The organism is Luteimonas notoginsengisoli, assembly GCF_042648885.1.
GTDB classification, from domain to species: domain Bacteria; phylum Pseudomonadota; class Gammaproteobacteria; order Xanthomonadales; family Xanthomonadaceae; genus Luteimonas; species Luteimonas notoginsengisoli.
Genome location: NZ_JBHRYF010000008.1, coordinates 597,919 through 612,518 on the forward strand (window position 1 = coordinate 597,919; position 14,600 = coordinate 612,518).

Sequence of the window (14,600 nt, forward strand, 5' to 3'; positions counted from 1 at the left end):
ACCGCACCAACTGTCGTCTGACGACGGCTCATCAGCGCTGCTAGCGGTGAATCGGAGCGTTCTAGTCGTGACCGGTGGCACGGTGATTGAGCTAGGACCTAACGTTTCCTCCGAGCAGGTCGGATTGAAGGCTCTGGGTTTGTTGAGGATGCCCACCGCCTGGGTGCCTCCATTCTTTGTTGTTTCCGGGACAACAGTGGCCTCTCAGGAGGCAATATATGAAGCCGCGCATAGGCTGGAGCTTCCCGACGAGGTCTGGGTGCGATCCAGCGGCATGTCGGAAGGAATGAGCGAGCGTGGCGCACTGGAGTCACAGGTCGCGCGCCTTTCGACCGTGTCTGCCACGATTGCTGAGCTAAAGGCTACGGCAGCCTTCCAAGCCGAGCGCGACAGCCAAATCATCCATTTTGTTGTGCAATCACGGGTATCCGCCAAGAAGAAGGGTCACCTGTCGAATGAGCGGCACTTGCAGCGCCATGCTCGTGATTGGACATATCAAATTGAAGATGGTGCGCCCCAATCGGTTGCTGTGCGCAAGTGGCGAGACGCTTCGCTTAGAGATACCCAAGCGTTGGCGTCGGAAGCCCTAGTACATATTCCGCGTCCGCTAAGAGCGATGGCGGCTTGGATTGGACAGAGCCGAGCGCATCTGGAGTGGGTTTGGGACGGCGAGCATGTTTGGGTAGTTCAGCTTGACCTCCTGAGAGATCGGGACACGGGTGTCGACCCCCGATCACTGGTCTCACGAAAGCCCCGGCCAGAGATTTCGAGAGAACGATTGCGGGCATTTACACCCTCAACCCTGAAGGAGATGAAGGGCTATCCGAAGCTAAACAACGCCAGGATGTACGCGAAGCTCGGCTATAAAATGCCAAAGTTTTACGTGTTGGTCAGCAGCGATCTCATTGACGAAGTACTGCATGGCGGCCGCATTCCCTCCGACCTGCTTTGCGATCTCGAGTTATTGTGCGCTCATCCGTTCGTTCTCCGCACTGACGCGGAAGGGCTCAAGCCCAGCCAGCGACAGATGCTTCCTAGAAGCGACGAACTTCGGACTGCATCAGCAGCTTGTGACTGGCTGCTTGGGAAGTTCCGCCAAACCATGTCCACTCTGAGTAGCGCCAAGAAAGTGGCCCTCATCGGGCATCACTTTATTCCTGCGGTTGCGTCCGCGTGGTGCCAGGCTACGCCTGACGATCGGCGCGCAAGGATCGAGTCACTTTGGGGAATACCGGAAGGCCTTTACTGCTATGCACATGACGTATTCGACGTAGACACTATGCATGCGCGGCTGGCTGGAAAGAATTTCAATTCCTCTCAGATCCTTCTAAGACGTGAGCGGTACAAAGGTAAGTTCGTCGCGCCTAACAGTCATGGCGAATGGCGAGTCCACCATACGTCAGTCGGCCCCGATTGGACACGCAGCATTGAACGGGATGCTTGGGTAAAGGAGATTGCCTGGCGCTCAAGAGAAATTGCCATCGAGGCTGGCGAACCGGTAGTCGTGATGTGGTTTATCAATATTCCGAATGAACAAAGTCTACAGCGGGTTATGCCGTGGTATCACGAGCCATGGAAGCCCACTCCCGGAGGCTACAAGAAGGCGGCGCCACGCACAAAGCTCAACTCAGCTCAGATCAGACGTGTTTCGAACCAACAGGATTGGCATGCGCTAGTGCAAGACGCAGCCAAAGGGGCTGTGATTGAGCGAGTAGTTGTGGATCCGCAGGATGAGTCAATCATTCGTTCGCGTGAGTTTGTCAATGCTTTAGCCACACACGCAAAGAACAATGACTATGTGGTGGAACTGAGCGGCGGATTGCTCTCCCATTTTTACTACATGCTCGCGAAAGAGGGCTGCCACGTTGAGTGCGTAGATCTGTTCGGAGTTACCGAAGAGGCCATTGAGTACAACAAGCTAGTTCGGGACAAAGTGCCTGACGACATTGTGCACCGTGGTGAATTGGTACAGGTATACGCGCTGCAAGGTGACGCTCTAGTTGCTTCGCTCAGGCGAAAGGTGGTGGAGGAATCGTTCGAAGTTCTTGAGGCTGCGACGATTGATGACATTGCGGACGAAATCGCCGACTTGGCCGAGGTCACTGAGGCGCTGATGTCAGCCTTAAAGATTGACATGAAGGAAATTGAGGGGCGGAGGGCGAAGAAGACGGAAAAGAGGGGCGCGTTTGAGAAAGGGCTTATGCTCGCTAGAACGTCCCTGCCGCCTCCCTTAAGAAGCGACATCAACGCACTAACAAGCTCAGGAGAGCAGATCAAAACGCTGAAGGATGTTATCGATCTTCCAAGATTTGATTCCGACTTTCACGTGGACCAGCGGCTGGATTCCAGCGGAATTCCCGAGAGACAGTTGACTTTGACACTCTCCACATTTGATGAGCACCACTCTTTTGGTGGTCACATATTTGACCTAGTTACTGCATCTGGGGCTGCACACAAGATTTTGTTCCGCGCTACCGTCGAACGTCTTGGTGCGACCCTCAAACTGAAAGTTCGTCTAACAAGTGCAGCAGATCAGATGGAGTTGCCGCTCGATACTCAAGACGCTTGAGGCATACCGAGAATGCCTAGTGATGAGGATGGACCTCATACAGATGCATGGCGCACATCCACAATGTCACGCAGCGACCCGCGGGTCCCGCATCAGCCTTGCGCCGCGGGTTAGTGCCGGCGGCATGGGCAGCGCCAAATTTCTGTAGATCAAGATCTCTTTCGCCAAAGGGCGGTTCAGATGCGTGGAATACTTGAGATTGAACAACGTCCAACTCATTCCCCCATACATCTTGCGAATCTCCAGAGCGTCATCGTATGTAACCAATACGGGACGGGTCAGCGATTTAACCACTTCGCTAACTGCAACGTGATCATCATGCTGGTAGCAATTCCGATAAAGCTGGGATCCTTTGACGTAGTACGGCGGATCTAGATAGATCAAGCTCTTCTTTGGCGGCAGCCGTGAGCCTATGCGTTCGAAAAACTCCAGCGCATCCATACCGTAAACTTGGATCTTCTCACGCAGCGCACCTATGGACCGAATGCGCGCAATAAGGTTCTCCTTGTTATAGCGCGCGTCGAGCTTGTAAGTGCCCGCTTGTGCTTTCCCTCCGATCACACCTCCATTCAAGATACCTGACCGATTGGTGCGATTAAGAAGAAAGGTCGAGAACGCGACGTCCAAGGGCTCGTAATGCTCAGTTCGCTCGAGCACCTGCTTGGCGTGAGATCGTGCCTCCATGGTCGGAGTGGTTCGAGCGATTCTTCGGATAAAAACCTCGGTGCGGTTTACCACGCAATCCCAGAACGCGAAGATTGCTGGGTCTGCATCGTTGATCACGATGCGGCCTGCGTAGCCTTGCAATAAGAGAAACAATGCCGCTCCGGCGCCACCAGCGTAAGGCTCGATATAGCAACCGCCTGTGAGCCCGTTTGCGCGCATCAACGTCGCCAACCAAGGACCCATCCGTCCTTTTCCACCGGGATAACGCAATGGGCTGGCGAAGGCGCCGCCTTGGTTGAGATTGTGCAGCATGTCCCCTCCGGGCTGCCGCCCTCTTTTTCATGCTAGCTATCAGTTGAATATGAATATAGCACTGCGACATCGACAAGACGCGCAGCAGCGAAAGGTTCAGAGTCGCCTTACAGGTTTCTTAACCTCCAACCTACCCCGGAGTTCCGCTCGGCATGATGCGTAAGCGCATCGGTGATCCCCTCTGCACTCCCCGCCACATGCAGCTCCCGCCGCGCACGCGTGATGCCGGTGTAGACCAGCTCGCGCGACAGCACGCGGCTGTCGTGCTGCGGCAGCAGCAACCACACCTCGTCGAACTCCGAGCCCTGCGCCTTGTGCACGGTCATGGCGAAGGCGCTGTCGTGCGCGGGCAGCGCGGCAGGGTGGAAGGCGCGCGGCGCATCAGGCGTGTCGCCGGGGAACCAGGCCATGACGCTGCCGTCGGTGTCGCGGAAGCAGATGCCGATGTCGCCGTTGAACAGGCGGTGGCGGTAGCTGTTCTCGGTGACCAGCAGGAGGCGGCCGTGGAAGTGGCGGTTCGCGGCGGCGCCGGAGCCGGCGAGCAGAGGTTCGATGCGGGCGTTGAGGGTGCGGGCGCCCTGCGGGCCTTCGCGCACGGCGGTGAGCAGGCGCAGGCGCGAAGCGAGCGCGAGGGCTTCGGCGGGGTTGCCGGCGTTGGCAAGCGCGCGCCAGTGGGCGAGCAGGTGGTCGCGATGGGTCTGCAGCGGGTCGGCGCTGCCTTCGTGGAAGTGCACGCCGGACAGGGTGCCGCCGCGCAGCAGCGACAGGGCGGTGGCGTTGTCGCCTGCGCGCACGGCGGCGGCGAGCGGGGCGAGCTGCAGGGCTTCGTGCTGGCGCCAGGAATGGGTGAGGTGGGTGCGGCGGGCGGGGAAGTTCGGGTTTGGCGCGATCATTGGGTGATCGCGGCCATGGGCCGCTCCTGCGGGACCGGGCTGCGGCTGCAATGCGTTGGCGGCGTCGGCGTCACCCGCCGCCGCGGCGAGGATGCCGGTGAGGACGTCGCCGGCTTCGACCGAGGGAAGCTGGTCGGGGTCGCCGATGAGGATCAGGCGCGCGCCGTCGGGGACGGCTTCGACCAGCTTGGCCATCAGCGGCAGGTCGATCATCGAGGCTTCGTCAACGACCACCACGTCGAATGGCAGCGGGTTGTCGGCGTGGTGGCGGAAGCGCGGGCTGTCGGGAATGGTGCCGAGCAGGCGATGCAGGGTGGTGCCGGTGGTGGGCAGGGCGTCGATGACGCCGGTGTCGGTGCCGTCGACGGCCAGCACCCGCAGCGCGGTGCGCACGCTTTCGGCCATGCGCTCGGCGGCGCGGCCGGTGGGGGCGGCCAGGGCGATGCGGGGTTCGGCGCGGTGCGCTTCGCGGGCCTGCTCGACGTGTTCCACCAGCCGGCGGGCGATGGTGGTGGTCTTGCCGGTGCCGGGGCCGCCGGTGACCAGGTCGACGCCGCCGGGGCCGGGCTGCGCGGCGATGCGCTGCAGGCCGGAGGCGACGCGGCGCTCGTACTCGCGGTAGCGGCGCAGGTAGAGCAGGCCCGGTGCGCCGGGCGCGCCTTCGAACACCAGCGGGCGGCTCGCGTCGGAAATGTCGGCGCCGGTGTCGGGCACGGCGACCCAGCGCGAGGCGGCCAGTTCGCTTCGCCAGGCGTCGGCGTCGGGCCACGGGATGTCGCTGTCGTGGTCGACGAGGACGCGCGGCGCGGCCGGGTCGAAGCCGGCGTGGCCGCGGGCGACGGCGAGCGAGGCGAGCGCGGCGGCGGCGAGGACGGCGTCGGGGGTGTCGGGGTCGAGGCGGCGCAGGCTTTGCGCGAGGGCGTGGTCGAGGGTGCGCAGGATGCCGGCGCGCCGGAGGGCGTCGAGGAGCGGGGTCGTGGTCATGGGGATGCTTCCTCGCGACCTGGCGAGCCTTCATCCCGATCTCTCCCCCGCAGGCGGGAGAGGGGCTTTGATCCGGAAGGTGGTTCGGTGCCGCGGGCGAACAGGGCGTCGAGGGCGTGGACGAGTTCGGGATCGAAGCGCTGTGCGTGCACGCCTGCCGGCGGTGCTTCCGCGGGCGCGCCAAGGTCGATGCCGCGGCAGAACACGTAGCGGATGCCGCCGAAGTCGCGCGCGTAGTCATAGGCGCCGCCGTCGGAGGCGTCGCCGAGGCGGAAGCGCAGCCAGCGGTGCAGCGCGAGGGTGTAGATCAGCGCCTGCAGGTCGTACTCGCTGTGCGCCATGGCGTCGCGCAGCGCGGCGGCGTGGTAGCGCGGCAGGCGGTTGGACTTGTAGTCGAGCACGTGCCAGCGGCCGTCGTGCTGGTAGGTGAGGTCGACCAGGCCGGTCATCAGGCCTTCCAGCCGCTGGCGCAGGCCGAAGCCGTGGCGGTCGCGGACCACGCCGTGCGCGTGCAGCAGCTGCAGCAGCGCGTCGACGCGGGTGGGCTGGAGGGCGAACTGGAATTCGATCTCGGGGCGGCGCGCTTCGTCGGGCACGTCGCACAGGCGCACGCCCTCGGGCAGCGGGACGCGCAGGGTGGCGCCGACCAGGCGCGTGACCAGGGCAATGCCGTCGTCGAGCACGTCGGCGGCGTAGCCCTCGGCGCGCAGGGCATCGGCGATGACGCGCGCCTGCCCGGCCGGGGCCGCGTCGCCGGGCTGCCAGTCGCGCCAGGCGGCAAAGCCGGCCGGCTGCAGCGCGATCCGTTCCAACGCGGCGTGCAGCGCAACGCCGAAGCGGGTGCCGGCGAAGCGCGGGTCGAAGGCGTCGGCATCGGGCGCGTCGACGTCTTCGGACGCGGCCGGTTCGTCGCGGCCGCCGGGCACGGGCAGCGTGGCGGCGGCGGACGGATCGTTGCCGGCGTCGGCGTTGGACAGCTGGGTGAAGCTGTAGACCCACCAGTCGTGCGACAGCGCGCGCTTGGCGACGCGCGCGGGCGGCACGGCGGCGTCGGATTCGGGCGGCAGGCGCGGCAGCTGCGCGGGCGGCGGGTTGTCGTCGAAGGCGATGCCGGGCACGGCGGCGAGCGCAGCCTCGTCACGCAGCATCGGCGCCACCGCGGCGTTGTCGTGGTTGGAGAACAGGCCGGTGGCGATCCACAGCGCGTGTTCGGCGCGGGTCATGCCGACATACAGCAGGCGCGCGTCCTCGGCGCGCTGCTCGATCTTCCACGCCTCCTTCGCGTACTCCCAGTCCGCATCGTCGAGGGCGATCTGCCAGTGCAGGCGGCGCTCGCTGTGTTCGTGGTGCGCCACGCAGTGCCGGCCGGGCGAAGGTTCCTTGCGGCCGATGCCGGCGAACGGCAGGAACACCAGCGGGTACTCCAGGCCCTTGCTCTTGTGCAGGGTGACGATCTGCACGCGGCGCGCGTCGGACTCGAGCCGCAGCAGCTGGGTTTCGTCGTCGGGATCGGCCTGCGCGATGCGCCGGCCCAGCCAGTCGACCAGGCCATGCAGGCCGAGCGCGAGCGCCTGTGCTTCGGCCAGCGCTTCGCCCAGCTGCAGGTAGTTGCTGACCCGGCGCTCGCCGTCGACCAGGCCGAGCAGGCGCTGCGCGTGCGCCGCGCACAGGTCGCTGACCAGGGCGAGCGGGCCGCCGCGCAGCAGGCGCTCGCGCCAGGCCAGCGTCTTGCGCTGCCACTCGCGGTGCGCGTCGCCGGCCGGCTTGTCGACGGGATGCTCGAGCGCATCGATGGCGGCCGCATCCTCGCCGACCAGCACCGTGGACAGCGCCGCGCGCAGGCGGCCGTCGTCGCCGACCTGCAGCAGCGCCAGCAGCAGCGTGTGCAGCTCGCGCGCTTCGCTGGTGGCGAAGAGGCTCTGCTTGCCCGCCGCCACGGCGGGGATGCCGACGGCGGCGAGCGCGTGCTGGATGCGGCTGGCCTCGAAGTGGGTGCGCACCAGCACGGCGATGTCGCCGGGCTGCACCGGCGCGCCGTCGATCGTGGCGCGGCCTGCGCGCGCATCGCCCAGCACGGCGTGGATCGCGGCGACGCAGGCGCCGGTGGCCAGCGTGCGCGAGTCCTCGGCGTTCCAGGGTTTGACCCTGCCCCGGGAATCGGGCGGCGGCTCGGGCGCCTGCCAGACGGTGAGCGCGGGTGCCGGCGCGCCATCGCGCAGGAAGTCCGCGTCCGCGCGGCGGCCGCCGGCGCTGACCTTGCGGAACCCGATGCGCGGATCGACGAAGGCGTCCTCGCCGGCTTGCGCGTACAGCGCGTCGATCGCCGCCAGCACCGAGGGCCGCGAGCGGAAGTTGTGGGCAAGCGGCGGCGCCTGGATCGCGCTGTCGCGCGCCTGCAGGTAGGCATGCACGTCGCCGCCGCGGAAGCCGTAGATCGCCTGCTTGGGATCGCCGATGAGAAACAACGCCGGCTCGGCGCTGCCGCCGCCGAACACGCGCTCGAAGATCTTCCACTGGCGCGCGTCGGTGTCCTGGAACTCGTCCACCAGCGCCACCGCGTACTGCGCGCGCAGGCTGCGCGCCAGCGCGTCGCCGCGCGGACCGTCGAGCGCGTCGGCGACGCCGTCGATCAGGTCGTCGTAGGTCTGCACCCGGCGCTGGCGCTTGGACTGGGCTAGGCGGATGCGGGCATCGCCGCGCAGGCGATGCAGGAGTGCGACACGCCGGCGGGCAAGATAGATGTTGCAGGCCTGCAGGGCGTCGAGGTACGGCGGGATCAACGCGCACAACGGTGACTCGGGCGTGCGTCCGGCGTGCGCCTTGTTGGTCTTGGCCTGCAGTGCTTCCGGGGCCAGGCGCGCAACGCGCTGGTCGAGCTGCGCGGCAACGTCGCCGGCCTCGCACCACGCGTCCAGCTGCGCCCACAGCGCGCGGATCCACTCGGCCTTGTAGCTGTTGCCGTTGAGCACCTTGCGTTCGACGGCGGCCAGCAGCGCGGCGAGGAAGTCTTCGCCATGCGCGCGGAACCCCGCGGCCAGTGCCTGCCCCGCCGCGTGCAGCGCGGGCGCGGGATCCGGCGGCAGCGATGCAGCCGGCGGCAGCAGGACCGGTTCGCGCAGCAGCGCGCCGAGGTCGGCGGCCAGCGCCGTCGGCCCTTCCTTCCACAGTGCGGCGAGGTCATCGGCGCCGTCGGCGTCGCGTCCGTGCGCGCGCCACAGGTCGGCGGCAAGCGCCTCGCGCAGCTCGCGGTCGTTGCCCAGCAGGTCCGGCGGGTCGAAGCCCTGCCCGCTTTCCAGCGCGTGCTCGCGCAGCACGCGGGCGCAGAAGCCGTGGATGGTGAAGATCGCGGCGAGGTCGACTTCCATCACCGCCCGCTGCAGCCGCCGGCGCAGCGCGTCCTCGCTTTCGCCGCTGCGCTGGCGATGCGCGCGCAGGATGTCGCGCGTCAACGCGACTTCGGCGTTCTCTTCTTCGCCCGCGGGCGCGTCGACCAGTTCGAGCGCCAGCTGCAGGCGCTCGCGGATGCGCTTGCGCAGCTCCTGCGTGGCCGCCTCGGTATAGGTCACCGCCAGCACCTGGCCCACGCGCAGGCCGCGCTCGACCACCAGCCGCGTCACCAGCGTGGCCAGGGTGAAGGTCTTGCCGGTGCCGGCGGAGGCTTCGACCAGGCGCACGCCGTCGAGCGGCAGGTCCAGGTACGGGTCGCGTGCGGAAACGTCGCTCATGCGGCGTCTTCCGCGTCGTCGTCCGCGGGGGGTTCGAACCCGTCCGGCGCGGCCGCGGGCTGGCCGTGCATCACCGCGCCGTAGATGGCGAACGCCGTGTCGGCAAACTCCTGCAGCGCTTCGGCATCGGCGAACGGGTCGCGCCCGCGCAGCGCCAGCCGCAGCGCCTCGCCATCGCCCTCGGCCCAGCTGCGCGCGCTGCCGCGCCAGCGGTCGCGGGCAGCACGCACGCCGCGCTCCTGGTTCGGCGCGGCAAACAGGGCCCACGCGCTGTACGGCGCGAACGGCAGCGGCCGTCGCAGGCCTTCGGCGCGCAGGGCCAGCAGGCCGCGCAGCGCGTCGATGGCGGCGTCGCGCGACAGCGCCTCGCGCGGATACGCGGCGACGCCGTGATCCACGTTGTCCTGGAATTCGACGAACGGCAGTTCCAGCCCGGCCGCCGCGGCCAGCAGCCAGTCCAGTCCATTGCGGATCGCCGACGGCCCGTTGCGTTCGCCGAAGCGCAGCCGCGCGATGCCCTGCGGCCACGCGTCGGCGAGGCGGCCGTGCAGGCGCAACCCGTCGACCTGTACGTCGAGCGACAGCGACTGCGGCTGCGCGTCGCCGCGCCACTGCGCGAAGTGCTGCGCGTACGGCCGCACTTCATCCAGTACCTCGGCCAACGCACGCCGGCCCAGCGGCCCGGACGGCAGCAGGCCGCGCGCGCGCAGCGCCGGATGCATGGCGCCCGGATCGTCGCCTGCGAGCAGCGCGTCGAACACCGCGCGCTGCAGCTGGTTGCGTTCGAGTCCGCGACCCGGCGCCTGCAGCGGTTCGATGTCTTCGCCCGCCGCGTCCACTTCCGCGAGGCGCAGGCCCAGGCGCTGGCGCAGGAACTGCTCGGCCGGCGCCATCAGGAAGCGGCGCAGCGCGTCGAGCGACAGTTCGGTTTCGACCTCGGACGGCGGCGCCAGTGCGGTGGCCGCGTCCATCCACGGCGCCAGCGTCGTGCGCGTGCCGGACAGCCGCCCGGCCGCAGGGTGCCAGTGTTCGCGATAGCTGAAATGGCGCGGGTCGCCGCTGCCGAACGCGGCCGGCGAGAACGGCTGCAGCGGATGCCGCAGCACCAGCGCTTCGACGATCTCGTCCTTCTTCTTCGCCCGCTGCGGATCGTCCGGCGCGACGTGGTAGTCCGCCGCCGCGGCGAGCAGTTCGGACACCACCGCCGACGGCTCGCGCGCGCTGCCGTCGCGCGGGTCGGCGCCGAGCCAGCTGACGTGGAACACGTCCTGCGCGGCGGAGAACAGCTGCAGGAACAGGTAGCGGTCGTCGTCGCGGGTGGAGCGGTCACCGTAGCGGCGCTGGTCTGTGCCCAGCGCCGCGGTGAGGCGGTTGAGGCCGGCGGCCGGATCGCGGCGCGGGAAGTCGCCGTCGTTCATGCCGAGCAGGCAGATCACCCGGAACGGCAGCAGCCGCATCGGCACCATGCGCGCGAAGCTGACGCCGCCGGTGAGCAGCGGCGCGCGGGTATCGGCCTCGCCCAGCACGGCGGCGAAGTGCGCGCGCACCACTTCACCCGGCACCGGCGCGTCGAATCCGGCGCGTTCGGCCTGGGCGGCGAACGCATCGACCAGCGAGCGCAGCCGGTCGAGCGCGCGCTGGCCGCCCTGCGTCGAAGGCGGCCGCGGCAGCAGCGCGTCGAGCAGTTCGAGCAGGCGCTCGCGCCAGCGCACCGGCGGCATGGCTTCGCCCAGCACGTGCTGGTGCCGGGCAAGCACGCGAAGCAGCCGCACGAGGGTGTCGAGCGCGTCGAGCGCGCCGCCTTCCAGCTCCGGCCACGGCGCGACCACCTGCGCATCGCCGCGGATCTGGCTGTCGTCGCCGCTGGCGTGGCCGAGCAGCAGCCGGTCGAGCGCGAACTGCCAGGTGTAGGCGTCGTCGTCCGGCGCGCCCAGCCGCGCGCGGTGCGCGGCGTCGATGCCCCAGCGCGCGCCGGCGGCATGCAGCCAGCCGTGCAGGCGTTCGAACGCGCCGGCATCGAGGCCCGCGGCCTCGGCCAGCGGCGGGCTGGCGAGCAGGTCGAGCGTCTCGACCAGCCCGAAGCGCGACACCGGCAGCGCCAGCAGGCGCAGGAACGCGGCGGCCAGCGGCTCATCGGCGAGCGGGCTGGCGTCGGCCATCGCCCACGGGATGGGCTGCCCGGACGCGCCATCGCCATGGCCGTGACCGCCGAACACCGCGTCGAGATACGGCACGTAGGGATCGATGTCCGGCGCCAGCACCGCGATCTCCCGCGGCTGCAGCGGCGGATCGAAGCGCTTGTCTTCCAGCAGCGCGCGCAGGCGGTCGTGCAGCACCTGCAGTTCGCGCAGGCGGGTGTGGCAGGCGTGCGCCTGCAGGCTGGCGTCGTCGCGATCGACCTCGGCGCGCGGCGTGCCGGACGGCCGCGCGCGGCGGTGGAACAGATCGGCCTGCATCCGGCGCAGCAGGCTGTCGCGCAGCCCGCCTTCGGCGAGCGTGGGCCGGGTGTCGGCGTCCGGGTCGACGTAGGCGGCGATCTCGCCGGACGGATGCACCACTTCGTAGCTGCCCAGCAGCGCCAAGAAATCTTTTCCGGCCGAGCCCCAGGCGCGCAGCAGCGGGTTGTCGGCGGCTTCGTCCCCGAATGGCTCGTCGCCCGCGCGCAGCCGCGCGCCCAGCGACTGCAGGTCGCCCCAGTATTCCTTCGTCGGCGTGGGCAGGTAGAAGTGCAGCGTGCCGACGCGGGCCTGCGTGGCCATCACCCGCAGCACGTCGGGCGAGACGTTGAGCGTGCCGAAGGCGAACAGCCTTGGTGGCAGGCCGGCGGGCGCGGCATCGGTGCCCTCGCCGGACAGGCTTCCGAACCGCGCGAGGTAATCCTGGATGCGGCGGGCGCGGTGGTCGCGGCCGCTGGCGACCGCGCGCCACAGGATCGCCTGCGGGTCGTCGCGGTCGGCGCCGGCTTCCCAGCGCAGCAGCCAGTCGCGGCGCCAGGCCTGGTACTTGCCGAACACGCCGGCCAGTTCACCGGCCAGGGTCCACGCCTTCAGCGGATCGTCGCCGTCGAGGTAGGCGGCCAACTGCGCCAGCGCCGGGCGCGCGCGCAGGGCCGGGTCGAGCAGCGCGGCGTACAGGTGCCAGTGCAGGCTGTCGGCGTCGAGCTCTTCGGTACTCGCATCTGCATCCGGCGCCGGGTTGGCGGCCAGCGCGCGGGCGACGAATTCGCCGGGGGTGAGGAACTCGAGGTTGGCGGCGATGCCGTGGCGCGCGGCCAGCGTGGCCTGCAGCCAGCGCCGCATCGCCACCTGCGGGACCAGGATCGTGTCCGGCGCCAGCAGCGGCTGCCCGGGCGCGGGCGTGCGCAGCTCCTCTGCCAGCAGCGCGGCGAGCACGTCGAGGGCGTTGGAGTGGTAAAGGCGGAAGTCGCTCGCGCGTGCGGCCATGCGGCCATGATGCCGGAGCGCGGTCGCACCTCGCGATACGAACATGTCGGGGGCGGCCGAAGCGTTTATAGGAGCTGCGGAAGCCGGAGCTTTGCTGTGGCCCCTCCCCCTGCGAAGGCAGGGGGAGGCTGGGAGGGGATGGTCACGGTTCGAGATGATCCGGAAGACACCCCTCCCCAACCCTCCCCTGCCTTCGCAGGGGGAGGGAGCAAAAGCTCGCGGCTTCCGCCGCTCCTACAGTGGATACGCGCGCCGACGTCCGATTGCGCGATAATTCCTGTACCGCGCGGTTCAGCCACTCCTGCCTTGTTCAGCCGGTTTTGCCCATGCTGCGCGGGATTTCGTCCGCGCGCCTGCGGTTCCCCATTCCCGAGCCCCCGCCTGCATGCCTGTCGCCACGCCAATGCAAGACATCGCCGTGCGTCTGTCCGGTGTCCGCCTCGATCGCGGCGCGCGGGCGGTGCTGTCCGGGGTCGACCTGGCGGTGCCGCGCGGCAGCATCACCGCGGTGCTGGGGCCGTCGGGCAGCGGCAAGTCGACTCTGCTCGCTGCCCTGACCGGCGAACTGGTCCCGGCCGCAGGCACTGTTGAAGTGCTCGGCCAGCCGGTGCCGCAGCGCCAGCGGGCGCTTCTCGAGCTGCGCAAGGGCATCGGCGTGCTGCTGCAGGGCAACGGCCTGCTGACCGACCTGACCGTCGCCGAGAACATCGCGCTGCCGCTGCGCACGCACACCAGGCTGCCGCGGCCGGTGATCGACCGGCTGGTTGCGATGAAGCTGCACGCGGTCGGCCTGCGCACCGCGGGCGACCTGTATCCGCGCGAGCTGTCCGGCGGCATGGCGCGGCGCGTGGCGCTGGCGCGCGCGCTGGCGCTGGACCCGCCGCTGATGATCTACGACGAGCCGCTGACCGGGCTCGACCCGATCGCGTCGGGCGTGATCATGAGCCTGATCGCGCGCCTCAACGCCAGCCTCGGCCTGACCAGCATCATCGTCACCCACCACGTGCACGAGACGCTACCCGTCGCCGACCGCGCGATCGTGATCGCCAACGGGAAGATCGTGTTCTCGGGCACGCCTGCGGAGCTAGAAGCAACGTCCGATCCGCTGGTGCTGCAGTTCCTGCGCGGCGAGCCGGACGGGCCCATCGCGTTCGATACCGCCGAACGCAGCCGGGAGGCCGCGTGATGCCGTTCGTCGCTGCGATCCGCTCGCTCGGCCGCGCCGGGCTGTTCTCGCTGTCGGTGCTGCGCGCGTCGAAGCCGACCGCGGACTTCTTCGCCGAACTGGTGCGCGAGATCTACAAGATCGGCGCGCGCTCGCTGCCGATCATCGCGGTCGGCGGCGCCTTCGTCGGGCTGTCGGTCACGCTGCTGGGCTACCGGGCGCTGGAAACCTACGGCGCGGCCAACCAGATCAGCGCCCTGGTCGGTCTGGGCCTGTACCGCGAGCTGGCGCCAGTGCTGACCGCGCTGCTGTTCATCGGCCGCGCCGGTTCGTCGATCGCTGCCGAACTGGGCCTGATGCGCGCCACCGACCAGATCACCGCGCTCGGGCTGATGGCGATCGACCCGGTGGCCAAGGCGGTCGCGCCGCGCTTCTGGGCGGCGGTCATCTGCGTGCCGCTGCTGACCGGCTTCTTCTGCAGCCTCGGCATCAGCGCGAGTTATTTCGAAGCCGTGCACGTGATCGGCATCGATGCCGGCACGTTCTGGCAGGTGCTGCGCGATGCGGTCGACTATCGCCACGACTTCCTGGTCGCGTTCGAGAAGTCGGCGGTGTTCGGCGGCACCGCGGCGCTGGTGGCGTCGTACGTCGGCTATCACGCCGAGCCGACCATCGAAGGCACCTCGGTGGCGACCACGCGCGCGGTGGTCAACGCCTCGCTGCTGGTGCTGATGTTCAACTTCGTCCTGTCCGCGCTGCTGTTCCGGTGACCCCACCGTGATCCGGAGCGCAGCCAGGCACCTGTTACCCGAAGCTCCGAAGGCAGATCCTTTGGTGCGCCCG

7 protein-coding genes are annotated in these 14,600 nt (G+C 68.5%); 3 read left to right on the forward strand and 4 right to left on the reverse strand.

Annotated elements, in window-relative coordinates; all coding sequences use genetic code 11:
- Positions 1-67 precede the first annotated feature (67 nt).
- On the forward strand, positions 68-2,569 hold the full coding sequence (locus ACFOM9_RS10560) for a hypothetical protein (RefSeq protein WP_386710071.1): 2,502 nt from the start codon (positions 68-70) through the stop codon (positions 2,567-2,569).
- Positions 2,570-2,635: 66 nt separating this feature from the next.
- Here ACFOM9_RS10560 and ACFOM9_RS10565 read toward each other — a convergent pair whose 3' ends face one another.
- From ACFOM9_RS10565 to recC, 4 genes are all read right to left on the reverse strand, one after another.
- A complete protein-coding gene (locus ACFOM9_RS10565) occupies positions 2,636-3,547 on the reverse strand; it encodes a DNA adenine methylase (protein ID WP_386710074.1) in 912 nt (303 codons plus the stop codon).
- A gap of 107 nt (positions 3,548-3,654) precedes the next feature.
- A complete protein-coding gene (gene recD / locus ACFOM9_RS10570; protein WP_386710077.1) occupies positions 3,655-5,424 on the reverse strand; it encodes an exodeoxyribonuclease V subunit alpha in 1,770 nt (589 codons plus the stop codon).
- Positions 5,421-9,149: a UvrD-helicase domain-containing protein gene (locus ACFOM9_RS10575; RefSeq protein WP_386710080.1), complete on the reverse strand. Its 3,729-nt coding sequence runs from the start codon at positions 9,147-9,149 to the stop codon at positions 5,421-5,423. Before ACFOM9_RS10575 ends, recD begins: the two co-directional genes overlap by 4 nt.
- Positions 9,146-12,592: an exodeoxyribonuclease V subunit gamma gene (gene recC / locus ACFOM9_RS10580; RefSeq protein WP_386710083.1), complete on the reverse strand. Its 3,447-nt coding sequence runs from the start codon at positions 12,590-12,592 to the stop codon at positions 9,146-9,148. Before recC ends, ACFOM9_RS10575 begins: the two co-directional genes overlap by 4 nt.
- A gap of 403 nt (positions 12,593-12,995) precedes the next feature.
- Here recC and ACFOM9_RS10585 point away from each other — a divergent pair, with 403 nt between their 5' ends.
- Together ACFOM9_RS10585 and ACFOM9_RS10590 are read left to right on the forward strand one after the other, a co-directional pair.
- Complete coding sequence (locus ACFOM9_RS10585) at positions 12,996-13,778, forward strand: ABC transporter ATP-binding protein (protein ID WP_386710086.1); 783 nt, start codon at positions 12,996-12,998, stop codon at positions 13,776-13,778.
- Complete coding sequence (locus tag ACFOM9_RS10590; protein WP_386710089.1) at positions 13,778-14,527, forward strand: MlaE family lipid ABC transporter permease subunit; 750 nt, start codon at positions 13,778-13,780, stop codon at positions 14,525-14,527. The genes ACFOM9_RS10585 and ACFOM9_RS10590 overlap by 1 nt, the downstream gene beginning before the upstream one ends.
- Positions 14,528-14,600: the final 73 nt, after the last annotated feature.